The sequence below is a fragment of the Pseudomonas sp. GL_090 genome, assembly GCF_057837765.1.
In genome coordinates this window covers 1,580,892-1,603,254 of sequence record NZ_CM174452.1, presented here as the reverse complement: position 1 = coordinate 1,603,254, position 22,363 = coordinate 1,580,892, and the positions used below count along the sequence as shown (strand labels likewise).

Below are 22,363 nucleotides of genomic sequence, written 5' to 3'. Positions count from 1 at the left end.
ATTTTCTCTTCAGAGGACATCGGCAAATCCCTTTCGCGTTTTCTGGAACCAGGCAAAGCCAAGCCATGAAAAGGTCAATGCGCCAGCAGAATAGCCCAGCAATACCAGGTAATTCGGCCATTCCCCCCAAATCAACACAGCCCTTGCTTGCTCAATAATTGGAACAAGTGGGTTCATCTGCATGATTTGTTGGTATTCGGTAGGCAATGACGAAACGGAATAAAATATTCCTGAGAGAAACATCAGCATTGTAATCACGACACCGATGACTTGCGTAATATCACGCAAATATACTCCCAGCGAAGCCAGAGCCCAAGAGATCCCCATTGAAAACATTAACAAGGGCAACATGACAAAAGGCAGAAACAACGCAGTTGAATGAGGCACGCCGAAGAACACGGAATAAAACACCAGCCACACGACAATACTAATTAAACTATGAAACAGTGCGGCGCCCATCGATACCCAAGGAAGAACCTCTAATGGGAAAACAACTTTTTTCACATAGTTCACGTTCGTCAGTATCAAGCTTGGGGCACGCCCGACGCACTCCGAGAACACGTTAAAAACAATTAGACCGGCAAACAACACCAAGGCATATTCTGTTTTAGACCCCTCTTCGTGCCCTCCCCATCTTGCATTGAAGACAACGCTGAATACGAAGGTGTAAACCCCAAGCATTAATATCGGGTTAAACAACGACCAAAACAAACCAAGACTGGAGCCCCGGTAACGACCCAATATTTCTCGCTTGGTGAGCGCGGCAATCAGTGCGCGGTTACGCCAGAAACTGGCAACCATTTCGATCGGAGAAGTCGAAAAATGTTGCATTAACCAAACACCTCAGCCTGCGCCAACAAAGCGCCTTGTGCATCTTTCGCCGACAGTGCCGGAGGCTCATTTATCGGCCAATCGATACCCAGTGCCGGGTCATCCCAGCGTATGCACCGCTCATGGGATGGCGCGTAGAAGTCCGTGGTCTTGTAAAGGAATTCCGCGGTGTCCGAGAGCACGACAAATCCATGGGCGAAACCTTCGGGCACCCATAGCTGATGGTTGTTTTCCGCTGACAAATAAGCGCCGACCCACTGCCCGAATGTCGCGGAGTCACGACGAATATCAACGGCCACATCAAACACTTCGCCCTGGACAACGCGAACGAGTTTCCCCTGGGGCTGTTGTACCTGATAGTGCAGGCCGCGTAATACGCCCCTGGTTGAGCGAGAGTGATTGTCCTGTACGAAATGAACGGAACGCCCCACTACCTCTTCAAAAGCGCGCTGATTGAAACTTTCAAAGAAGAACCCGCGCGGATCACCAAACACTTTAGGTTCGAACAACACAACATCGGAGATGGCTAATGGTGTGGCTTTCATCAGAAAATCGTCTCCTGCAGGAGACGCTTGAGATATTGGCCATAGCCGTTTTTCGAAAGCGGAGCAGCGAGTTTTTCAAGCTGTTCGGCATCGATCCACTTCTGGCGGAAGGCAATCTCTTCCGGGCAGGCGACTTTGAGACCCTGGCGATGCTCAAGTGTGGCAATGAAGTGACTGGCCTCCAGGAGCGAGTCGTGGGTGCCCGTATCCAGCCAGGCGTAACCGCGGCCCATGATTTCCACGGACAGGTTGCCTTGCTCAAGATAAATGCGGTTAAGGTCAGTAATTTCCAGTTCGCCACGGGGCGACGGCTTGATGCTTTTGGCAATCTCGACAACTTGCTTGTCGTAGAAGTACAGACCGGTCACGGCGTAGTTCGACTTTGGCTGGAGCGGTTTCTCTTCCAGGCTGATCGCCTTGCCTTGAGCATCGAACTCCACCACCCCGTAACGTTCCGGGTCGTTGACGTGGTAGGCAAAAACACTGGCCCCGTCGACGCGCTCCATGGCGCTCTGCAACAGTTCGTTGAAATGATGGCCGTGATAGATGTTGTCGCCCAGCACCAAGGCGCACGGATCGTTACCGATGAAATCCTCGCCAATGATGAATGCCTGTGCCAGACCATCCGGCGACGCCTGCACCGCATAGGAAATGTTCAAGCCCCAACGGGCGCCATCCCCTAGCAGTTGCTCGAAGCGCGGGGTGTCTTGCGGCGTGGAAATGATCAGGATATCGCGGATACCGGCCAGCATCAGGGTGCTCAGCGGGTAGTAAATCATCGGCTTGTCGTATACCGGCAGCAATTGCTTGGAGATGGACAATGTTGCAGGGTGCAGTCGAGTTCCCGAGCCGCCGGCCAGGATGATTCCTTTACGATTGAACATATTCACTTCTCTAGAATTTCTGTAAGCATCCGTGCCACACCGACTTGCCAATCAGGCAGGTTCAGCGCGAAGGCGTTTCGCAGTTTATGGGTATCGAGGCGGGAGTTGTACGGACGTTTTGCTGGCGTTGGGTATGCTTCAGTACCAATCGCTCCGACCTGCGTCGGGGAGACTTTCAAGTCCACGCCTGCCAACTCGGCTCGTTCAAGCACAAAGCGCGCATAGCGGCACCAGGTGGTTTCACCTGAGGACGCAAGATGGTAGAGCCCGCTCAGTTCCGGGCTTGCGAGGGTGCTGCGCACAGCATGGGCAGTGACGTCGGCCAACAGCTCCGCCCCGGTCGGTGCACCGAACTGATCGTCGATGACGTTCAAGTTCTCGCGCTCACGGGCCAGGCGCAGCATGGTCTTGGCGAAGTTGTTGCCTCGTGCGGCATACACCCAACTGGTACGGAAAATCAGGTGCGTGCAGCCACTGGCCTGAATCGCCTGCTCGCCCGCGAGTTTGCTGGAGCCATAGACACTCAACGGTGCGACCGGATCACTTTCCCGCCAAGGGGTTTCACCGTCGCCGGCGAATACATAGTCCGTGGAGTAATGCACCAGCAAGGCATTCAGAGCCAACGCTTCCCGGGCCAGCACTGCCGGCGCTTCGGCATTCACCCGATGCGCCTGCTGCGATTCGCTTTCAGCCTTGTCGACAGCGGTATACGCCGCGGCATTGACAATAACGTCGGGCGCAAAGCGCTGTACGGTGGCGGCGAGCCCCGCCAGGTCATTCAGATCGCCACAGTAATCCGGGCTGCGGGAGTCCAGTGCGAGCAACTCACCTAGCGGGGCAAGACTGCGTTGCAACTCCCACCCGACCTGGCCGTTTTTACCGAGCAATAGAATTTTCATGCAGTACGTCCGGCGTAGTTTTTCTCCACCCACTGAAGATAAGCACCGGACTGGATATTGCTGACCCAATCCTGGTTATCCAGGTACCAATGGACGGTTTTACGGATGCCGGTTTCAAAGGTTTCTGCCGGTTTCCAGCCCAGTTCGCGCTCAAGCTTGCGAGCGTCGATGGCATAACGGCGGTCATGCCCGGGACGATCGGTCACGTAGGTGATTTGAGCGTTGTAAGGCTGACCGTCGGCGCGTGGACGCATCTCGTCGAGCAAGGCGCAGACCGTGTGCACGATGTCCAGGTTCGGCTTTTCGTTCCAGCCGCCCACGTTATAGACCTCACCCACGATGCCGGCTTCCAGCACGCGACGAATGGCGCTGCAGTGGTCTTTGACATACAGCCAGTCACGAATCTGCTGGCCATCACCGTAGACAGGCAATGCCTTGCCGGCCAGTGCGTTGACGATCATCAGCGGAATGAGTTTTTCCGGGAAGTGATACGGCCCGTAGTTGTTCGAGCAGTTCGTCGTCAGTACCGGCAGGCCATAGGTGTGATGGTAGGCACGTACCAGATGATCACTGGCGGCCTTGCTGGCCGAGTAAGGGCTGTTCGGCTCGTACTGGTGGCTTTCGCTGAACGCGGCTTCATCCTTGGCCAGCGAGCCATAGACTTCGTCGGTAGACACATGCAGGAAGCGAAACGACTGCTGCGCATCGGATGCCAGGCCCTTCCAGTAAGCGCGCACGGCTTCCAGCAAGCGGAACGTACCAACGATGTTGGTCTCAATGAAGTCTTCCGGACCGTGAATGGAGCGATCAACGTGCGACTCGGCGGCGAAGTTCAGGATTGCGCGAGGTTGATGCTCTTCCAGCAGGCGGGCCACCAGGGCGCTGTCACCGATATCACCACGCACAAATACGTGCCGCTCGTTACCGGCCAGGCTGCTGAGGTTATCCAGGTTGCCTGCATAGGTCAGCTTGTCCAGATTGACCACAGTCTCATCAGACTGAGCCAGCCAGTCCAATACGAAGTTCGCACCGATGAAACCTGCACCGCCAGTTACTAAGATAGTCATTGATTTAGATCTTTTTCAGTAAAGTTGCGAGGATCAGCCCCAGGTTTCCAGCGACCGTCTGCCGGTACAGACCGGCACGCTTGAAACCCAGAATCCTTGGTAAAAGTGGTTTGCTACGCGCTGCCTTGAATTGATCAAGCTTCACCCGATGCTCTTGGCTCAATCGATGACGCATAGATTCCAAAGCATGAATATTTTGAGTATTCCATTCGTAAAAAAGACCCCTGAACGCCATGCGCAAGCGCTTGAGGCGTGCCAGCCAACTGGAGTTGGTCCCTACCACGTTTTCATTGTGCTGACGGTATAGCACCGTTGGTACAGGGTCATAGTGGACAGCGCCACCCGCACCGGAAATCAACTGATACGCCCACCAGTCATGCGAAGGTACATTCAGATTGTCGCCTGCCTCTTGCAGCAACGCGCGTGCGGCCTGGTTAAAAACCATTGTGTTGCCGCCCCCGATATTTTGCACGAGCGCATTGGAAAAGTGCGGCGCAAGAGCAAATTTGGGAGAGTAGCCAAAAGAAAAACCTGATTCGCAAATCAGTTCGGTACGCCCACAGTAAAGGGCCGGCACACCTTCCGGGGCTGACTTCAGCCAGGCTATTGCCTTCTCGAGTTTTTCTTGCTTCCAGATATCGTCCTGATCAGCCCACGCATAGAAGTCTGCGTGAATGTCTGTCCGACAAGTGAGCGAAAGGAAGTTTGCGACGAAGCCTCGACCAGGCCCTTCGATAACCTGGAGACGCCCCGCCCCCCACTGGGTCGTCGTGACTTGAAGGATGTCCAGCGTCCGGTCCTGGGAGCCATCGTCCGAGACATAGACAGTCCAGTCACAATGAGACTGCTGCTGAAACGACTCAAGCTGCTCGGCTAAAAACGATTCTCCATTGTAGGAACACATCAGAATTGCGACTTTTTCAGTTCGGCAATCACTCAACGTGGTACCGGCGCAAGAATGAAGAAAGCTGGATCCCAAGATACCCACAAAATCTCCTTCCGTGTACATGACAGGTGTAATGTCAATTAGTACTTCTTTATTAAAATCAACACGATAAGGATTCGAATCGTTTTCAGAGCTTGATTATTCAGGCAGCGCAAGCGGAGTCAGAACTGCACATCCGAATTCCCACACAACATCTCAAGCAACACTGCACCCGGCCATCAGCGGTATCTCCACTGGGCTGGGACTGCGTTCTTGAGCACATCCTTCTTGGCTTTCAGCCTGATTTAAGTGAGGTTTCGAACATCTCGCGTACAAACTCCATGTAAAACGAACTCAAATTTCAAAGCAAAATACAGGCCAACAAGACCAGTGGAGCCTGAGACGACATAAATCCGACACAGGGTTACCACTGTAGTCTCAGGGCGTTTACGGGGACGAATCGTACTACAAAGCTGTAACAAAGTTCCCACATTACCGAAAGAAAGATCGCCGTTCGGCGGTCTTTTTTCCTATCCGGCGGGACAGCTCAGACAAACAACCAATAGACAAGCAATCCAGATACCGCTGCGGCCAAAACCAGCCGAAAAGCGCGATATGCCTTGGGGTTAAGGCGTTTCCACTGTTTGACCACGCCACTGAATTTATCGCTGGAGTTCTTGCTCCAGGCGTAGACCTGGTTGATGCCGCCCACACGTTCGTCGTCCAGGTTCTGAGGGGCAGTGGCGCGGCCCAGCCAGGCGCTGACACTGCGATTGATGCGGGTCATGAAGCGATTGCTCAGCGGACGTTCGATATCGCAGAACAGGATGACACGGGTCTTTGGCGTTTCATTCTTGACCCAGTGCACGTAAGTCTCGTCGAACATCACGTCTTCACCATCGCGCCAGGCGTAAACCTGACCGTCGACAAAGATGCGGCAATTATCGGAATTGGGGGTGGAGAGGCCCAAGTGATAACGCAGGGAACCGCCAAACGGATCACGATGCGGGTTGAGGTGGCTGCCGCCCGGCAGCAGCGCGAACATGGCGCCTTTGACACTGGGAATGCCGCTGACCAGTTCCACGGTCTTCGGGCACAAGGCTTCGGCGGAAGGCAGCGGTTTGTCATACCATTTGAGATAGAAACGCTTCCAGCCCTTCTTGAAGAACGAGCCAAAACCGGCGTCGTTGTTCTTTGCCGCCGCGCGGATATACCCCTCGTCGAACAAGTGCATCGCTTCGTCGCGAATCACCTCCCAGTTGTCCTTGAGCACATCCAGTTCCGGGAACTTGCTGCGATCCAGATACGGTTTCGAAGGCACACCGGAAAACAGGTACATCAAAGCGTTATAGGGGGCGAACAGTGCCGAATGGTTAACGAACTGGCGCAAAACCGGCAGACGCGCCTTGCCGCGCAAATGCACATAGAGAGTGCTACCGAGAAACACCAACAACAACGAGGCCTTCGCGGCAACCGATAAGGTCATCAACAACTCCTTTGAAGATAAACGACACCGCACCACGTCCATTGCCCGACGTGGCTGCCAGCACGATAAAGACTACTGCCCCGGTGAAAACCTGCACTTTTCAACATTCTTTGTTAATGAATGTGCAACAAAGCACTCATTAACATAAGGTGCCTGAACGCTGGCTGATGAAAATCCATCATCAGCCGGACCAGATCAATGGATCGCAACCAGCGACAACGCCTCAACCGTCACCACCAGCCACGACCCGCCAATGTTCAGCGCTTACTGCTGATTCTCCTGCTCGGTAAACAGATCACTGAACAGCATGCTCGACAGGTAACGTTCACCGGAGTCCGGCAGAATCACGACGATGGTCTTGCCCTGCATTTCCGGGGTCTCGGCCAGTCTTACGGCTACCGCCATGGCGGCGCCACAGGAAATCCCGCACAAGATTCCTTCTTCCTGCATCAAGCGCAAGGCCATGGCCTTGGACTCTTCGTCACTGACCAGTTCCACCCGGTCGACGATCGACAAATCGAGGTTCTTCGGCACAAAACCGGCACCGATACCCTGGATCTTGTGCGGGCTTGGCTTGATTTCCTCACCGGCCAGGGCCTGGGTGATCACCGGCGACACCACCGGTTCCACCGCCACCGAGAGTATCGGTTTGCCCTGGGTATTCTTGATATACCGCGAAACGCCGGTGATGGTTCCACCGGTTCCGACGCCTGCCACCAGTACGTCGACCGCGCCGTCGGTATCGTTCCAGATTTCCGGGCCGGTGGTTTTTTCGTGGATGGCCGGGTTGGCCGGGTTGTCGAATTGCGCCGGCATGAAGTACTTCGACGGGTCGCCGGCAACGATTTCACCGGCTTTCTCGATGGCGCCCTTCATGCCTTTGGCCGGCTCGGTCAACACCAGTTCGGCCCCCAGAGCCTTGAGCACCTTGCGGCGCTCGATACTCATGGACGCCGGCATGGTCAGCATCAGTTTGTAGCCACGGGCGGCGGCCACAAAGGCCAGGCCGATGCCGGTATTGCCGGAGGTGGGTTCGACGATGGTCATGCCCGGTTTGAGTTTGCCACTGCCCTCGGCATCCCAGATCATGTTCGCGCCGATCCGGCACTTGACCGAGTAACCCGGGTTGCGCCCTTCGATCTTGGCCAGGATGGTCACACCACGCGGCGCAATGCGATTGATCTGCACCAGCGGCGTGTTGCCGATGGAGTGGGCGTTGTCAACGAAAATGCGGCTCATGGCTGGGTCCTTAACGACAGCATTGAAATAGGGCATCAAGGTAAGCCCTCTTGCCCGCAGGCGTCCAGTCAGGTCGAACGTCCGCTTATCAGTGCAGTCAATGGCTTTAGATCGCCAGAGATTTGCCGCCATGAAACGTCGATACAGCTGGCCCCTGGGGACCCTCATCGGCCTCGTTATGTTGCTGATAACGCTCCACATCGCCTTGCCCTATCTGGTGCGCGACTACCTCAATGAGCGGCTGGCGAACATGGGTGACTACCGCGGCCAGATCACCGACGTGGACCTGGCCCTTTGGCGCGGCGCCTACAAAATCAACGGACTGAAAATCGTCAAGATCGACGGCAAGGTGCCAGTGCCTTTCGTCAACGCGCCGCTGGTCGACCTCTCGGTCAGTTGGCGTTCGCTCTGGTACGACCATGCGGTGGTGGCCAAGGTGCAGTTCATCAATCCCGAGGTCAATTTCGTCGACGGCGGGGCCAACAAGCAAAATTCCCAGACCGGCGAAGGCACCGACTGGCGTGCTCAATTAGGCAAGTTGCTGCCCATTACCCTGAACGAAGTGCGGATCAGCGACGGCAAGATCAGTTTTCGCAACTTCAATTCCAAACCACCCGTGAACATGAATGCCACAAAAGTGGATGCCAACATCCACAACCTGACCAACATAGTCGACACCAAAGGCAAGCGTGATGCGCGCTTCGAAGGCAAAGCGCTGCTGCTGGGGCACGCGCCACTGGAAACCACGGCCACTTTCGATCCATTGAGCGACTTCGAAGACTTCGAGTTTCGCTTGCGCACCACGGATATCGAGCTCAAGCGCTTGAACGACTTCGCCGCGGCCTACGGCAAGTTCGACTTCAATGCAGGCCATGGCGACGTGGTGATCGAAGCCTCGGCCAGCAAGGGGCGACTGACCGGCTACATCAAGCCACTGCTACGCGATGTTGATGTGTTCAACTGGCAGCAGGATGTGGAAAACAAGGACAAAGGACTGTTCCGCTCGATTTGGGAAGCTCTCGTCGGCGGTACCGAGACCCTCTTGAAAAACCAGGGCAAAAACCAGTTTGCGACACGGGTCGAACTCAAGGGCAATGTACATCAGCAAGATGTCAGCGCATTCCAGGCTTTTTTGCAGATTTTACGCAATGGATTCATCCAGGCGTTCAATGCGCGGTATGAACAGCCCCAGCCGGATGCAGGCTAATTTTTGCGCGTGACGATATATCGGCCAGTGTCTTCTGCCGCACGGGGCGAATTCGATTGCTGTTGCAGGAAATCCCAACCCAGACAGGCCAGGGCTAACGATCGCGGCACCGCTTCGCGACCACTGCTGTATCGGGTGATACTGCGGGTACTGACCCCCAGCGCTTCAGCCGCCTGATTAAGCGGTAACCCGGTGCGAGCACGCCAATCGATAAAGATTCGGGTGTTCTCGTCGGCTGCATTTTGCGCCAAGGCATCCAGGTAGAGAGTGTCTGCGCCAATCTGGATATCAAGCTCAGGCCATTCGACACTCCAGCCATCGTCACCCGACACCGCCTCCTCAAAAGCGACTCCCTGTAAAGGTTGCAGGCCTGGATAGGCCTGCAGGTCACGGCTCAAATCGAGTATCAGTTGCTGGCCATCGATAAATGTCAGCGCCAAACGATAATCCGACAACGCTTGCACTGCCGATAGCCGTGGTCGTTTCATGGGTAGCATCGTTTCCAATCCTCCAGCAATTGAGTCTGGTGAGCTCTGACCCACTCCAGAGCTTCCCTGAGAATCAGCGGCGGTGCCTTGCCCATCATCACTTCGACAGTTTCCAGGCTCAACATGACGTCCAGTCCGCCACCCGTCAGATGAACATGTGGCGGTGGATGATTTTTTTCGCGCAACTGAATGCGGTATGTATCTCGAAATCGGTGTTTTGTAGACATGCCCGGCATGCTATCGCCAAAATGGCGATATCTCTATACTGGCCAGCAACCGAGACTGAGTCAAGATGTGACGCCCCATTCAGAGACTGAATAAGCCGTCTGCGTTCACAGTCGACCGGGCACCGCGTTATAGTCGGGGCTGACCATTTTATTGCGCCCCCGCCCTGCCTCCTTCAGGTCGGCGTTACCGTTCGAGGATTAGCAGATGAAGTTCGAAGGCACCCAGGCCTACGTCGCCACCGATGACCTGAAGCTGGCGGTCAACGCCGCCATCACCCTGGAGCGGCCGTTGCTGGTCAAGGGCGAACCGGGCACCGGCAAGACCATGCTCGCCGAGCAACTGGCCGAATCCTTTGGCGCCAAGCTGATCACCTGGCACATCAAATCCACCACCAAGGCCCACCAGGGCCTGTACGAGTACGACGCGGTCAGCCGCCTGCGCGATTCGCAGCTTGGCACGGAAAAGGTCCACGACGTTCGCAACTACCTGAAAAAGGGCAAGCTCTGGGAAGCCTTCGAATCCGAAGAGCGGGTCATCCTGCTGATCGACGAGATCGACAAGGCCGACATCGAATTCCCCAACGACCTGCTGCAAGAACTCGACAAGATGGAGTTCTACGTTTACGAGATCGACGAGACCATCAAGGCCAAGAAGCGCCCGATCATCATTATTACCTCCAACAACGAAAAGGAGCTGCCGGACGCCTTCCTGCGCCGCTGCTTCTTCCACTACATCGCCTTCCCCGACCGCGTGACAATGCAGCGGATCGTCGACGTGCACTACCCGGACATCAAGAAAGATCTGGTCAGCGAAGCGCTGGACGTGTTCTTCGACGTGCGCAAGGTGCCGGGCCTGAAGAAGAAGCCTTCGACCTCCGAGCTGGTGGACTGGCTGAAGCTGCTGATGGCCGACAATATCGGCGAAGCGGTGCTGCGCGAGCGCGATCCGACCAAGGCCATCCCGCCTCTGGCCGGTGCGCTGGTGAAAAACGAACAGGACGTGCAACTGCTGGAGCGACTGGCGTTCATGAGCCGTCGCGGCACCCGCTAAGAGGCTGATGCCATGCTGCTCAACCTGTTCAATGAAATGCGCGCAGCCAAGGTACCGGTCTCGGTGCGTGAACTGCTGGACCTGATCAACGCGCTGAAACAGCGCGTGACGTTCGCCGACATGGACGAGTTCTATTACCTGTCCCGGACGATCCTGGTGAAGGACGAAAAGCATTTCGACAAGTTCGACCGAGCGTTCGGTGCTTACTTCAACGGTCTGGAAAAGCTCGACGATCACCTGCAGGCGCTGATCCCCGAAGACTGGCTGCGCAAGGAGTTCGAGCGCTCGCTGACCGATGAAGAACGGGCGGCGATCCAGTCCCTCGGTGGCCTGGACAAGCTGATCGAAGAGTTCAAGAAACGCCTCGAAGAACAGAAGGAACGCCATGCCGGTGGCAACAAGTGGATCGGCACCGGGGGCACCAGCCCGTTCGGCTCCGGCGGTTTCAACCCGGAAGGCATTCGGGTTGGCGATGCCGGCAAGCGCCAGGGCAAGGCGGCCAAGGTCTGGGACCAGCGCGAATACAAGAACCTCGACGATTCCGTCGAGCTGGGTACGCGCAACATCAAGGTCGCCCTGCGGCGCTTGCGCAAGTTCGCCCGTCAGGGCGCGGCGGAAGAGCTGGACATCGATGGCACCATCGACCACACCGCCAAGGATGCCGGCCTGCTGAACATCCAGATGCGGCCGGAGCGGCGCAACACCGTCAAGCTGTTGTTGCTGTTCGACATCGGCGGCTCGATGGACGCCCACGTGAAGATTTGCGAGGAGTTGTTCTCGGACCTGCAAGACCGAGTTCAAGCATCTGGAGTACTTCTACTTCCACAACTTCATTTATGAATCGGTGTGGAAGAACAACATGCGTCGCACCTCCGAGCGCACGTCGACCATGGACCTGCTGCACAAGTACGGCGCCGACTACAAGGTGATCTTCATCGGCGACGCCGCCATGGCGCCCTATGAAATCACCCAGCCGGGCGGTAGCGTCGAGCACTGGAACGAAGAAGCCGGTTACGTGTGGATGCAGCGGTTCAAGGAGAAGTACAAGAAGCTCATCTGGATCAACCCGTATCCGAAGGACACCTGGGGCTATACCTCGTCGACCAACATCGTGCGGGATTTGATTGAGGACCAGATGTATCCGCTGACTCTTCGCGGGTTGGAAGAAGGGATGCGGTTTCTTTCCAAGTAATCTTTGTTGTCTGGTCTGACGCCATCGCGAGCAGGCTCGCTCCCACATTGGATCTTTGTCGTGCATAAGATCCCTGTGGGAGCGAGCCTGCTCGCGATGCTTTTAGCTGTTGTTGAAGCGGCGCAAATACTCGATTTGCTCGCGGTGCGCCACTTCCTGCACCACCGGCCGCAACCGCACCCGCGCACCCGGCAAACACTGCGCCAGCCGCGCCAGCGCCAATGGCGTCAACGCTCCCAATCGCGGATATCCACCAATGGTCTGCCGATCATTGAGCAGCACAATCGGCTGCCCGTCGGGCGGCACCTGGACCGCCCCCAACGGAATGCCTTCGGAAATCATCGGTTTGCCCTGGTACTGCAGCGCCGTACCCAACAGGCGAATGCCCATCCGGTCGGCACGACTGTCGAGGCTCCACACGCTGTTGAACGCATCGAACAGGCTCTGCCCGCTGAACTCGCCGTTCTGCGCACCAAGCACCAGATCCAGCAATGGCTCGCGAGTGAAATCCGGCACCCATCGGCTCGGCAACTCCCGCAGTAATACCAGCGAATTCCCCGAGTAGTTCAAGGTCGCGCCTTTGCCCAGCGCATGGCCCATTCCGTCCAGGCCGCCGAGCTCTTCACGGACTACCGTCGCGCTGCTGCCCAGCACTTTCGGTGCATCAAACCCGCCCGGCGCCGCCAGATAGGCCCGGGCGCCGAGCAACGGGCGGGTGAATTGCAAACGCTGGCCTTTGTGTAACCTGAAACTGCGCCATGGGGCCAGCACTTCGCCGTCCACCTGCGCACCCAGATCCGCTCCAGCCAGGGCCAGCATGCAGTCTTCCTCGGCAACGACAGTGAACCCGCCGAGGGTGATTTCGACTACCGGCGCATCCAGTCCGTTGCCCAACAGCCAGTTACCCCAGGCCATCGAACGCCAATCGGCCGCTCCGCCCTGGGTCACGCCCAGATGCCGCACGCCGAATCGACCGGCATCCTGCAACAGGCACAGCGCCGTACTCACTTCAATCGTCAGACGGCTCATGCCATGGCCTCCAGTGGCGTGTCGTCACCGCCCAGGTTAATGAATTCGGCATGGCCGACCGCTTCGAACCGTACCGTGTCACCGGGTTGCATCAGGCTGTAGCCGTCACGGTGGCGATCGAACAATTTGGCCGGCGTGCGGCCGATCAAATTCCAGCCGCCCGGCGACACCACCGGGTAGGCCGCTGTCTGTCGTTCGGCGATGCCGACACTGCCGGCGGCGACTTTCTTGCGTGGCGTGCTCAGGCGCGGCGCGGCGAGCACCTCTTCCACCAGCCCCATGAAGGCGAAGCCCGGGGCAAAACCCAGCGCGAACACTTGATATTCATGCGCGCTGTGGCGACGGATCACCTCCTCTACCGGCAGCCCGCTGCGCTGCGACAACAGGCTCAATTCCGGGCCGACGCTCAAGTCGTACCACACCGGCAACACATGGCAGGTGCCACGAGTGCGCGCGTTGGGCGTCAGGTCGATCAAGGCTTCGGCGATCAGTTCCCGGGCCTGGTTCGGACTCAACGCGGTCAGGTCGTAATGCACCATCAACGTTGTGTAGGACGGCACCAGATCGATCAGATGCCCGGCGAACGCCGTGCGCAGACTTTCACTGGCTGCCAGCATCCACGGCATGTTGGTTTCGGCGATTTCATCGAACAGGCGCACCATCAGGCAATCCAGCGCCACCACTTCTACCCGCGGCTTCATGACGCGCTCTGCCGGTTCAAGGCTTCACGGATGCGTTGCACGGCAGCGACCGAGCTGGCGTTGTCGCCGTGCACGCACAAGGTGTTGGCCTGCAAGTGCAGGGCGCTGCCGTCGCTGGCGGTGAGCGGATCGCCACGGGCGATGGTCAGCGCCTGCTCGATGATCTTTTCCGGATCGTGATGAACCGCCCCCGGCAGTTGTCGCGACACCAGTCTGCCGGCGCTGTCGTAGGCGCGGTCGGCGAAGGCTTCGAACCACAGGGTCACGCCGTATTCATCGCCCAGTTGTTGGGCGACGCTGTTGTCGCGGGTGGCCATCAACATCAACGGCAGGTTGCGGTCATAGGACGCTACCGCTTGCAGCACCGCACGCAGCTGCGCCGGGTTGGCCATCATGTCGTTGTACATCGCGCCATGGGGTTTGACGTAGCTGACCCGTCCACCCTGGGCTCGGCAGATGCCGTCGAGGGCGCCGATCTGGTAATGCAGGATGTCTTGAAGCTCCTGGGTGGCATAGGCCATGGAACGACGGCCGAACCCCACCAGGTCCTGATAGGCCGGATGCGCGCCAACTTGCACACCGTGGCCGAGGGCCAGGCTGACGGTCTTGCGCATGATGCTCGGGTCGCCGGCGTGGAAACCGCAGGCGATGTTGGCGCAATCGATGAAGGGCATGATTTCCGCGTCCAGACCCATGGTCCAGCTGCCGAAACTCTCGCCGATGTCGCAGTTCAATAGCAGGCGGCTCACGCTGAACACTCCTGTAGGCTTTATTCTTTTCAGCTGCGGGACATATCCATAAGACAGCCCCGCAGGTTATCAGTTACTGGGCATCGAGTTGCTTGCCACGGGTTTCCGGCAAACTCAGGGCCGCGAGGATCACCACGCCGTAGGAAACCGCCGCAAAGGCACCGATGCCCACACTCAGCGGTACTGTCTGGCTGAGCAGGCCGATCAGCAGCGGGAACAACGCCGCCAGTGCCCGACCGATGTTGTAGCAAAAACCCTGGCCCGAACCGCGAATGCGCGTGGGGAACAACTCGGTCAGGAATGCGCCCATGCCACTGAAAATCCCCGAGGCAAAGAAGCCCAGCGGAAAGCCCAGCCATAGCATCACGCCGTTGCTGACCGGAAGTTGGGTGTACAGCAACACAATGGTGAACGAGCCGACGGCGAACAGGATGAAGTTCTTTTTACGTCCGAGGATGTCGGTCAAATAGGCGCTGATGACATAACCGAAGTAGGACCCGATGATCACCATCGCCAGATAACCGCTGGTATTGAGTACGCTCAAACCCCGTTCGTTCTTCAGGAAGGTCGGCAACCAGGACGTGATCGCGTAGTAGCCACCCAGCGCGCCGGTGGTCAGCAACGAAGCGCGAATCGTGGTGAAGAGCATGCCGGGGGCGAAGATCTCGTAGAACTTCGACGGGTTGCTCGGCTCCTGTTTCGCCTTGGCTTCACGGTAGATTTCCGGGTCCTTGACCAGACGGCGGACGAAGATCACGAAGATCGCCGGCACGATGCCAAGGATGAACAGCGCGCGCCAGGCGTCTTCCGGTGGCAATACCGAGAACAGCAGCGCATACAGAATCGCCGTCAGCCCCCAACCCAGCGCCCAGCCGGATTGCACCATGCCAACCGCCTTGCCACGGTCCTGGGCACGGATCACCTCGCCAATCAGCACCGCGCCGGCCGTCCACTCGCCGCCGAAACCGAAGCCCATCAGGGTCCGTGCAATCAGCAGTTGCTCGTAGCTCTGGGCAAAGCCGCAGAGGAAGGTGAAGAAGGCAAACCACAGCACGGTCAGTTGCAAGGTGCGCACACGACCGATGCGGTCGGAGAGAATCCCCGCCACCCAGCCACCGATGGCCGAAGCGATCAGCGTGCTGGTGTGAATCAGCCCGGCCTGGCCGGTGGTGATGCCCCACATGGCAATCAGGGTCGGCACCACGAAGCTGAGCATCTGGGTGTCCATGCCGTCCAGGCCATAACCGATCTTGCAGCTCCAGAAGGTGCGGCGTTCCTGCTGATTGATATTGCGATACCAGTCGAAAGGTCCCGGACGGGACGAGGCTTTCGCAATGAAGGGGGTGTCGGGCGCACTCATGGCAAATCTCCGCGCTGATTTTATTGGTATTGTTCTGAGCCCCGACGACGCCTATCGTGGGAACCGGATGCGTCGATTCTTGGATGCGCGCCCCTGCTGCGTCCAACTAATAAAAACCCGCCTTAGACATAAGAAATCTTTATCCCATGAACCTGAAGTTTCTCGAGACCTTTGTCTGGGTCGCCCGACTCAAGAGTTTCCGCCTGACCGCCGACAAGCTCTTCACCACTCAGGCCTCGATCTCCAGCCGCATCGCAGTGCTTGAAGGCGAGCTCGGGGTAAAGCTGTTTCTGCGGGATTCGCGCGGTGTGAGCCTGACGCCGGAAGGCCTGAAAGTGCTCGATTATGCCGAGCAGATGATGGACACCATGCAGGCACTCAAGCAGTCGATCGAGACCCGTTCGAGCAAGGCCGGACGGGTGCGCATCGGCGTGATGGACACGGTGATCCACACCTGGCTCAGCCCGTTGGTGGCGCAGATGACCGATCACTACCCGTTGGTGGAAATCGAGCTGGTGGCCGATACCTCGCTCAACCTCTGCGATCAGCTGCAAAAAGGCTTCCTCGATGTAATCCTGCAAACCGATCTATTGCGCCAGGAGAGCGTGCGCAGCCTGGAGCTGGCCAGCCACCCCATGGGCTGGATCGTCGCCAGTAACTCGATCTACAACCGCAATTACATGAACGTCGCCGAACTGGCGCGTGAGCGGATCATCACTTATTCGAAAAACTCCCATCCGCATCAGGAAGTGCTGGCGCTGATGCAGGCCAATGGTGTCATGACACCGCGACTGAACTGCGTGAATTCGGTGTCGGCCATCACCCGTTTGTTGCGCGACGGTTTCGGCGTCGGCGCTTTGCCGCCGGTACTGGTGGCCGAGGAACTGGAGCGGGGGGAATTGACCTTGCTGGCCATCGACCAACGCCCGCCCAACCTGCAAGTGGTGGTGTCATGGCGGGTCGGTGCAGAGCTGGTCGAAGAGATCGTGACGCTGTGTCAGCACGTGGTGGAGCACTATGCGCAGAGGGTGGGGGAGCACTACATGGTTTTGAGCAAACCCCTGGCCGGCCTCTGAAAAGGAGCTCTAAACGTCATAAGTAGTAATTGCTATCATTTGCATTAATATTTTGAAAATGTATTCTCTGCGCGCATTCAGCTAAATCACTGTCCAGAAGGAGTCGGACTCGATGCGCGCTTACACGCAAAAACAGCAGCAATTGCTCTCAAACTGGAGCGAAGCACTCGGCACTCCGGCCTTCCAGTCCCACCGCATCACCCTCGACCACTTGAGCAATGCCCTGGAGCCCGCCGCGCAGCGCAGCTTCCAACGCCTGATCCAGGCACTGTTTCGAGAAGGTCTGATCAACCCCGATGCCTGCGAATACGACGATGACAGTCGTTGCTGGCTGCCGCTTGGCGACGGTGCGCAGCTTTGCTTCGATCACCTGTCGGGCGGAAGAATGAACAGCTGGGACGTTCGCGGCAGCATCGTCCTGCACACCCCCGACGGCCTGCCCCACAAAATCCAGTTGCCCAGCGAACTGCTCGCGCACCTCAGCACTCAGCTCAACCCGCCCGCCTCCCCACAGGTACTGGAGCGTTTGGCCCGCGAGCTGGACGACAGCTACAGCAACGACACCCTGTGCCTGGCGTTCCACCATGGATGGACCGAGCGCCTGAGAGAGCAGATCGACACCGAGCACAACGACAATCTGCTTGCCTGGCTCAAAGCCAGCCCCGACCATCAGAACCCGACGTCATTGCTCGAACAGTGGGGCACGCTCGGCCACCCTTGGCACCCGAACTACAAGACCAAACTGGGCTTGAGCGCTGCGCAGGTCATCGCGTTCTCGCCGGAATTCGAAGCGAGTTTTCCGATTGTGCTGTGCGCCCTGCACCGTCAGTACGCACACGTCGAGTCACTGGCCGGCACCGCCGATTACTGGGACTGGTGGCAGGGCCACTTCCCGCAGGCCGCCGAGCATTTGCAGCGCCATTTGCAGCAACGGGGCCTGGAGGTAACGGACTACCTCCCGCTGCCGTCGCACCCATGGCAAGTCAATGAAGAACTGTCCAGTTCGTTCGCCGGCGAGATCGCCGACAACCTGCTGATCGTCACCGACATCGTTGCCTTCACCGGCCACCCGACCATGTCCTTCCGCACGGTCGTACCAGAGGCCAGCCGCGTTGCGCCGATGGTCAAACTGCCGGTGGCCTTGCGCCTGACCAGCGTGCAGCGCACCGTGTCACCGCGCTCGGCCCGGATGGGACCGCGCATCAGCCAACTGATACTGCAGATTCTCGATCATGAACCGCGGATTCAGCGCCTGCTGAACATCGTGCCGGAACGCATCGGCGTTCATTACGCGCCACAACCGGCCAATGACGAACGGTCCCGGCATGCCGCCGTGTTGTACCGCGACAACCCTCTGACCCTGCTGCAAGAAGGCGAGCTGGCCGTGCCGGTCGGCAGCCTGTTCGCCGTCAACGAATTCGAACAACCGTTGCTGCGCGACTGGGTGCAACTGGCTCAGGGTCGTGACGACAGCGAAGCCATGCTGGCGTTCTTCGATGATTACCTGTCGATTGCCGTCCCGAGCCTGCTGGGCATCTACCTGAAGTACGGCGTAGCCTTCGAAGCGCACCAGCAAAACAGCTTCATGGTGATGGGCGCTGACGGGCAATTGAATCGGCTGCTGCTGCGTGACTTCGGCGACATTCGCATCGATCGCAAAACCCTGCACGCCAAGGGTCTGGATATCCAGCTGCACGATCCGAAAATGACCCTGTACGACGACGCCGGTTTTGTCCGCGACAAGCTCCTGCACACCACGTTCATGTGCCACCTCGGCGAGTTGACGTTGCTCTGCGCCCGCCACTGGAATGTGCCGGAAAACAGCCTTTGGGGTCGCCTGGCCACGCACGTTGAACAGTGCTTCGAGAACGTGCGCGAACACGTCGAACCGGCACGCTGGGAAAGCGAGCGTCACGCCCTGCTTGAACAGGACTGGCCGGCCAAATCGTTCATGCGCATGCGCTTGCACGACAGCCACGCCGACATCGTCGGACGCCTGAGTAATCCGCTGCGAACCAATGCCCATGCTCGCTGATGGTCGTGCGTTGCGACTGCTGATCGTCATCCAGTTTGTCTCCATGGGCGCCATGGAAATGAGCGGCCCGTTCTGGCCCTTGCAGATCCAGCATCTGCTTGGGCCAGCGGGTGCCGGCTACACGGCGCTGCTATCGGCGCTGGTGTATGCCGGTCCGATGCTGGCGGCCATGCTGCTGACGCCCGCATGGGGACGGTTGGGTGATCGCACCGGGCACAAGCCGATGATCGTTCGGGCGTTGCTGGCACTTGCACTATGCCAGGGGCTGGCGGCGATTACCCTCGACCCGTGGCTGCTGGTGGGCATTCGCGTGATGCAAGGCGCATTGGCCGGATTTCTCGCCGCCGCGCAAGCCTATGCCCTGGCCTGCTGCGACAGTTCCCGGCGCGGTCACACCCTGGCCCGCCTGCAATCGGCAACCGCCGTCGGCTCGCTGATCGGCCCGGTACTGGGCGGCTGGCTGATGGACATCTCGGGGTTTGCCCTGCTCTGTTATGGCGCGTCGGCGATTTGCCTGCTGTGTGCACTGGGGAGTTTTTTCCTGCCGGCCGACAAGGCGCGAGCCTCGATGAAGAAAACGGTTGCGCCTGTGGCCCTGCCAAAAGGCTGGCTCAGTGGAATCCTGTTGGTGATCGTGTTGATTCAAGCCGCGAAGATGATGCCGCAACCCTTCTACGCGCTGTACGTCGCCGAAATTCTACGCGCGCCGGGCTGGCTGATCGGCGCTACTTACGCGGCGAGCGCCGCGACCCTGGCCATCTCCGCACCGCTGTGGGGGCGTCTGTTCGACCGCTGGCAGCCGGCTTACACCTTGCGTGTCATCGAATGCGTTGCCTGGCTCTGCGCCCTGACGCTCGCGGCCACGGCACTGGCCAGCGAATGGCTGGGTTTTCTCGTCAGCCGGTTGGTCTGGGGCATCTGGCAAGGCGCACTGCTCCCCGTCGCCTATGCGCTGATCGCCAACACCGTGTCTTCAAGCCAGCAGGGGTTTGCCCTCGGCCTGGGCAACAGCGCGGCCAAGGCTGGCGCCCTGCTCGGTGCCGTCCTCGGCGGGATCGGCATGGGGCTGGTCGGCCTGGCCCACAGTTTCTGGCTGGTGGCGCTGACCTACGCACTGGCTGCCATCGGAATCCGTTGGGTGCGCTCATTCACCTCCACGCCTGCCCCCGCAATTTTATCCACCCACACTTATCACGACTAAAAAAAAGACTAACTCATGACCCGAACCAAACTTTCCCTGTTGATTCCATTGCTCGGCTCCGTCGGCGCCCAGGCCTGGGCCGAGGACACCGAGCAGCAACCCGGCACATTGAACATGCAGGCCACCGTCGTTTCCGCGACGCGCAGCGAAGCGACCATTGCCTCGATTCCAGGCTCGGTACAGGTGATCGACGAACAGCAGATCCGCCAACAGAGTGGCGCCGGGCGTCGGGTCTCCGACATCCTGGGGCAACTGGTTCCCGGCCTGGCGCCGTCCAGCGGCGGGATGAGCAACTTCGGTCAGACCCTGCGCGGGCGCAACATGCTGGTGTTGATCGACGGCGTGTCGCAGAACGCCACGCGTGACAACTTCCGCCAGCTCAACAGCATCGCGCCGGCCAGTATCGAACGCATCGAGGTGGTTTCCGGTGCCAGCAGCATCTATGGCGCCGGTGCTTCGGGCGGCATCATCAACATCATCACCAAGCGCAACCAGGGTCAGGACCTTGCCTACAGCAGTAAACTGGGCCTGACCACCGGCAACAACCTCAACAGCAAGGGTTTTGCCTACGAGGCCTTTCAGAGTGTGACCGGGCGCAAGGATGCCCTGGACTGGTACCTGTCCGCCGACCTGACCCAGCGCAACGATCAGTACGACGGCAACGGCAATCGCATCCCTCAGGACACATCCCAGGGCAGCAACATGGACACCGACACCTATGACCTGCAAGGTCGTTTCGGTTACGAACTGGATGCCGATAAGAAACTCAGCCTGTCGCTGCAGGACTACAAGGACCAGCAGGACACCGACTACACAAAAGACCCGAAAAACCTGCAAGAGGCCGTGGCGGTCAAAGGACTGAAACTCGACGACCAGCCCTACACCCATAACCAGGCGGCCAACCTCAACTACACCGACAACGACTTCTACGGCCAGGGCCTGCAACTGGAAAGTTACTGGCGCCGGGCCGACGCGCTGTTCTTCCCGGACCTGTCGCGGGGCAAGGCCGGGATCGCCGACAACAACAGCGTGCAGGATGTGTACGGCCTGCGTGCCGCCATCGACACGCCGTTGCCGGCCATCGGCAACGCCACGGGTAACCTGGTCTGGGGCGCCGACTACGATCACGAACGCTCCCGCCAGCGCGGTGACCAATACACCCTCAAAGGGCTGACCTACACCAAGACCGGCACCACATACGAGATGGGCCCGGATATCGAAACCACCACCAAGGCGCTGTTCGGGCAGATGTCCTGGGACATCGGTGACTGGACCTTGCGTGGCGGTGTGCGCCGCGAATGGATCGAAAGCGAGGTCTCCGACAGCATCGCCTATGGTCAGATCGTCCAGACCGGCGTACGCGCCATCCTGCCCGGCGACACCCTCAAATACGACGCCACGCTCTATAACCTGGGCGCGGTCTATCACCTGAGCGAACATCAGGACGTCTTCGCCAATTACAGCCAGGGGTTTTCGCTGCCGGACATCCAGCGCTTCTTGCGTGACGTGAGCAGCACCTTCGACATCCAGAGCCTCAACGCCCAGGCCCTCAAGGTCGACAGCTACGAGTTGGGCTGGCGCGGTGACTGGGACCGGTGGCAAGCCGACGTCACCGTCTATGAAAACACCTCGGACGTGACCCAGTTCTACGATGCCAATAGCCGTGTCTTGCGCCTGATCAATCAGAAGGAACGGGTTCGCGGCATCGAAAACAGCCTGACCTACCGCGCGACCGATCAATGGTCGGTAGGTGGCACCTATGCCTGGGCCAAAGGCGAAACCCAGCAGAACGGGAAATGGATCGATCTGCCGGCGACACGCATTTCACCGGCCAAGACCACGCTGTTCGTCGGCTACACCGAAGACGATTACTCCCTGCGCCTGCAAGGCATGCACCTGGCCAGTTACGACGCCGCCGCCAAGGACAACAACGGGCGCGACATCGAAGGCTATACACTGGTGGACCTGCTCGGCTCCGTGGACTTGCCGGTCGGTCGCCTGGAAGGCGGGGTGTACAACCTGACCGACCGCACATACGTCAACCTGTTCGCCCAGGCCAACGCCAGAGCGCCATACCCCAACGCCGAAGGGCGTACCTTGAGCATGACCTATTCGATAGATTGGTAATCAAACAAGGAGCCGGCTTGCCGGCTCCTTGACGTTCGACGGTG

At 58.6% G+C, this 22,363-nt stretch carries 20 protein-coding genes and 1 pseudogene; 7 read left to right on the top strand and 14 right to left on the bottom strand.

Going from position 1 to position 22,363, the window contains the following annotated elements; all coding sequences use genetic code 11:
- Positions 1–9: 9 nt before the first annotated feature.
- From AC3ITA_RS07145 to cysK, 8 genes are all read right to left on the bottom strand, one after another.
- The gene (locus tag AC3ITA_RS07145; protein ID WP_150673539.1) at positions 10–831 is read right to left on the bottom strand and encodes an ABC transporter permease; all 822 of its coding nucleotides are present in this window, start codon (positions 829–831) and stop codon (positions 10–12) included.
- Positions 831–1,376 (bottom strand): dTDP-4-dehydrorhamnose 3,5-epimerase, encoded by a 546-nt coding sequence (rfbC, locus tag AC3ITA_RS07140; protein ID WP_095945346.1) that lies wholly within the window; start codon positions 1,374–1,376, stop codon positions 831–833. The genes AC3ITA_RS07145 and rfbC overlap by 1 nt, the downstream gene beginning before the upstream one ends.
- Complete coding sequence (rfbA, locus tag AC3ITA_RS07135) at positions 1,376–2,260, bottom strand: glucose-1-phosphate thymidylyltransferase RfbA (RefSeq protein ID WP_150673540.1); 885 nt, start codon at positions 2,258–2,260, stop codon at positions 1,376–1,378. The genes rfbC and rfbA overlap by 1 nt, the downstream gene beginning before the upstream one ends.
- Before the next feature lie 2 nt (positions 2,261–2,262).
- The gene (rfbD, locus tag AC3ITA_RS07130; protein WP_150673541.1) at positions 2,263–3,159 is read right to left on the bottom strand and encodes a dTDP-4-dehydrorhamnose reductase; all 897 of its coding nucleotides are present in this window, start codon (positions 3,157–3,159) and stop codon (positions 2,263–2,265) included.
- Positions 3,156–4,226 carry a dTDP-glucose 4,6-dehydratase gene (gene rfbB, locus AC3ITA_RS07125; protein WP_150673542.1) on the bottom strand — a complete coding sequence of 357 codons (1,071 nt, stop codon included), beginning with the start codon at positions 4,224–4,226 and terminating at the stop codon, positions 3,156–3,158. The genes rfbD and rfbB overlap by 4 nt, the downstream gene beginning before the upstream one ends.
- Positions 4,227–4,230: 4 nt before the next feature.
- Positions 4,231–5,214 carry a glycosyltransferase family 2 protein gene (locus AC3ITA_RS07120; protein WP_224790034.1) on the bottom strand — a complete coding sequence of 328 codons (984 nt, stop codon included), beginning with the start codon at positions 5,212–5,214 and terminating at the stop codon, positions 4,231–4,233.
- Positions 5,215–5,698: 484 nt separating this feature from the next.
- Entirely contained in the window at positions 5,699–6,637 is a 939-nt protein-coding gene (locus AC3ITA_RS07115; RefSeq protein WP_489279859.1) for an aspartyl/asparaginyl beta-hydroxylase domain-containing protein, read from the bottom strand.
- 264 nt (positions 6,638–6,901) lie between these two features.
- A complete protein-coding gene (gene cysK / locus AC3ITA_RS07110; RefSeq protein WP_095945351.1) occupies positions 6,902–7,876 on the bottom strand; it encodes a cysteine synthase A in 975 nt (324 codons plus the stop codon).
- Positions 7,877–8,006: 130 nt separating this feature from the next.
- Between cysK and AC3ITA_RS07105 the strand changes: the two genes are divergently transcribed.
- Positions 8,007–9,083 (top strand): AsmA family protein, encoded by a 1,077-nt coding sequence (locus AC3ITA_RS07105; protein WP_095945352.1) that lies wholly within the window; start codon positions 8,007–8,009, stop codon positions 9,081–9,083.
- Here AC3ITA_RS07105 and AC3ITA_RS07100 read toward each other — a convergent pair.
- Positions 9,080–9,580: a DUF2442 domain-containing protein gene (locus tag AC3ITA_RS07100; RefSeq protein WP_489279857.1), complete on the bottom strand. Its 501-nt coding sequence runs from the start codon at positions 9,578–9,580 to the stop codon at positions 9,080–9,082. The genes AC3ITA_RS07105 and AC3ITA_RS07100 overlap by 4 nt on opposite strands.
- Positions 9,568–9,798, bottom strand: coding sequence for a DUF4160 domain-containing protein (locus AC3ITA_RS07095; protein WP_095945383.1), 231 nt, complete (start codon positions 9,796–9,798; stop codon positions 9,568–9,570). Before AC3ITA_RS07095 ends, AC3ITA_RS07100 begins: the two co-directional genes overlap by 13 nt.
- A 205-nt stretch (positions 9,799–10,003) precedes the next feature.
- Between AC3ITA_RS07095 and AC3ITA_RS07090 the strand changes: the two genes are divergently transcribed.
- Together AC3ITA_RS07090 and AC3ITA_RS07085 are read left to right on the top strand one after the other, a co-directional pair.
- On the top strand, positions 10,004–10,849 hold the full coding sequence (locus tag AC3ITA_RS07090; protein WP_007984829.1) for an AAA family ATPase: 846 nt from the start codon (positions 10,004–10,006) through the stop codon (positions 10,847–10,849).
- 12 nt (positions 10,850–10,861) lie between these two features.
- Positions 10,862–12,041 (top strand): annotated as a pseudogene (locus AC3ITA_RS07085) (vWA domain-containing protein).
- A 102-nt stretch (positions 12,042–12,143) separates the two neighbouring features.
- On the opposite strand, the gene AC3ITA_RS07080 reads toward AC3ITA_RS07085, so the two are convergent.
- The 4 genes from AC3ITA_RS07080 to AC3ITA_RS07065 all read right to left on the bottom strand — a co-directional run bounded on the left by AC3ITA_RS07080 (position 12,144) and on the right by AC3ITA_RS07065 (position 15,880).
- Positions 12,144–13,070, bottom strand: a complete 927-nt coding sequence (locus tag AC3ITA_RS07080) for a 5-oxoprolinase subunit C family protein (protein ID WP_489279855.1) — start codon at positions 13,068–13,070, stop codon at positions 12,144–12,146.
- On the bottom strand, positions 13,067–13,771 hold the full coding sequence (locus AC3ITA_RS07075) for a 5-oxoprolinase subunit B family protein (protein WP_489279854.1): 705 nt from the start codon (positions 13,769–13,771) through the stop codon (positions 13,067–13,069). Before AC3ITA_RS07075 ends, AC3ITA_RS07080 begins: the two co-directional genes overlap by 4 nt.
- Positions 13,768–14,520 carry a 5-oxoprolinase subunit PxpA gene (locus tag AC3ITA_RS07070; RefSeq protein ID WP_414929239.1) on the bottom strand — a complete coding sequence of 251 codons (753 nt, stop codon included), beginning with the start codon at positions 14,518–14,520 and terminating at the stop codon, positions 13,768–13,770. Before AC3ITA_RS07070 ends, AC3ITA_RS07075 begins: the two co-directional genes overlap by 4 nt.
- 73 nt (positions 14,521–14,593) lie before the next feature.
- Complete coding sequence (locus tag AC3ITA_RS07065; RefSeq protein WP_489279853.1) at positions 14,594–15,880, bottom strand: MFS transporter; 1,287 nt, start codon at positions 15,878–15,880, stop codon at positions 14,594–14,596.
- A gap of 146 nt (positions 15,881–16,026) precedes the next feature.
- On the opposite strand from AC3ITA_RS07065, the gene AC3ITA_RS07060 reads away from it, so the two are divergent.
- From AC3ITA_RS07060 to AC3ITA_RS07045, 4 genes are all read left to right on the top strand, one after another.
- On the top strand, positions 16,027–16,956 hold the full coding sequence (locus AC3ITA_RS07060; RefSeq protein WP_095945358.1) for a LysR family transcriptional regulator: 930 nt from the start codon (positions 16,027–16,029) through the stop codon (positions 16,954–16,956).
- A gap of 112 nt (positions 16,957–17,068) precedes the next feature.
- Positions 17,069–18,991: an IucA/IucC family protein gene (locus AC3ITA_RS07055; RefSeq protein WP_150673548.1), complete on the top strand. Its 1,923-nt coding sequence runs from the start codon at positions 17,069–17,071 to the stop codon at positions 18,989–18,991.
- The gene (locus tag AC3ITA_RS07050) at positions 18,981–20,192 is read left to right on the top strand and encodes an MFS transporter (RefSeq protein WP_150673549.1); all 1,212 of its coding nucleotides are present in this window, start codon (positions 18,981–18,983) and stop codon (positions 20,190–20,192) included. Before AC3ITA_RS07055 ends, AC3ITA_RS07050 begins: the two co-directional genes overlap by 11 nt.
- A 15-nt stretch (positions 20,193–20,207) precedes the next feature.
- A complete protein-coding gene (locus AC3ITA_RS07045; protein ID WP_095945361.1) occupies positions 20,208–22,319 on the top strand; it encodes a TonB-dependent receptor in 2,112 nt (703 codons plus the stop codon).
- Positions 22,320–22,363: the final 44 nt, after the last annotated feature.

What these genes read in the sequence shown, in the direction of transcription:
- AC3ITA_RS07145 (WP_150673539.1), bottom strand. Translation starts at nt 831, where the DNA reads ATGCAACATTTTTCGACTTCTCCGATCGAAATGGTTGCCAGTTTCTGG.
- rfbC (WP_095945346.1), bottom strand. Translation starts at nt 1,376, where the DNA reads ATGAAAGCCACACCATTAGCCATCTCCGATGTTGTGTTGTTCGAACCT.
- rfbA (WP_150673540.1), bottom strand. Translation starts at nt 2,260, where the DNA reads ATGTTCAATCGTAAAGGAATCATCCTGGCCGGCGGCTCGGGAACTCGA.
- rfbD (WP_150673541.1), bottom strand. Translation starts at nt 3,159, where the DNA reads ATGAAAATTCTATTGCTCGGTAAAAACGGCCAGGTCGGGTGGGAGTTG.
- rfbB (WP_150673542.1), bottom strand. Translation starts at nt 4,226, where the DNA reads ATGACTATCTTAGTAACTGGCGGTGCAGGTTTCATCGGTGCGAACTTC.
- AC3ITA_RS07115 (WP_489279859.1), bottom strand. Translation starts at nt 6,637, where the DNA reads ATGACCTTATCGGTTGCCGCGAAGGCCTCGTTGTTGTTGGTGTTTCTC.
- cysK (WP_095945351.1), bottom strand. Translation starts at nt 7,876, where the DNA reads ATGAGCCGCATTTTCGTTGACAACGCCCACTCCATCGGCAACACGCCG.
- AC3ITA_RS07105 (WP_095945352.1), top strand. Translation starts at nt 8,007, where the DNA reads ATGAAACGTCGATACAGCTGGCCCCTGGGGACCCTCATCGGCCTCGTT.
- AC3ITA_RS07100 (WP_489279857.1), bottom strand. Translation starts at nt 9,580, where the DNA reads ATGCTACCCATGAAACGACCACGGCTATCGGCAGTGCAAGCGTTGTCG.
- AC3ITA_RS07095 (WP_095945383.1), bottom strand. Translation starts at nt 9,798, where the DNA reads ATGTCTACAAAACACCGATTTCGAGATACATACCGCATTCAGTTGCGC.
- AC3ITA_RS07090 (WP_007984829.1), top strand. Translation starts at nt 10,004, where the DNA reads ATGAAGTTCGAAGGCACCCAGGCCTACGTCGCCACCGATGACCTGAAG.
- AC3ITA_RS07080 (WP_489279855.1), bottom strand. Translation starts at nt 13,070, where the DNA reads ATGAGCCGTCTGACGATTGAAGTGAGTACGGCGCTGTGCCTGTTGCAG.
- AC3ITA_RS07075 (WP_489279854.1), bottom strand. Translation starts at nt 13,771, where the DNA reads ATGAAGCCGCGGGTAGAAGTGGTGGCGCTGGATTGCCTGATGGTGCGC.
- AC3ITA_RS07065 (WP_489279853.1), bottom strand. Translation starts at nt 15,880, where the DNA reads ATGAGTGCGCCCGACACCCCCTTCATTGCGAAAGCCTCGTCCCGTCCG.
- AC3ITA_RS07060 (WP_095945358.1), top strand. Translation starts at nt 16,027, where the DNA reads ATGAACCTGAAGTTTCTCGAGACCTTTGTCTGGGTCGCCCGACTCAAG.
- AC3ITA_RS07055 (WP_150673548.1), top strand. Translation starts at nt 17,069, where the DNA reads ATGCGCGCTTACACGCAAAAACAGCAGCAATTGCTCTCAAACTGGAGC.
- AC3ITA_RS07050 (WP_150673549.1), top strand. Translation starts at nt 18,981, where the DNA reads ATGCTCGCTGATGGTCGTGCGTTGCGACTGCTGATCGTCATCCAGTTT.
- AC3ITA_RS07045 (WP_095945361.1), top strand. Translation starts at nt 20,208, where the DNA reads ATGACCCGAACCAAACTTTCCCTGTTGATTCCATTGCTCGGCTCCGTC.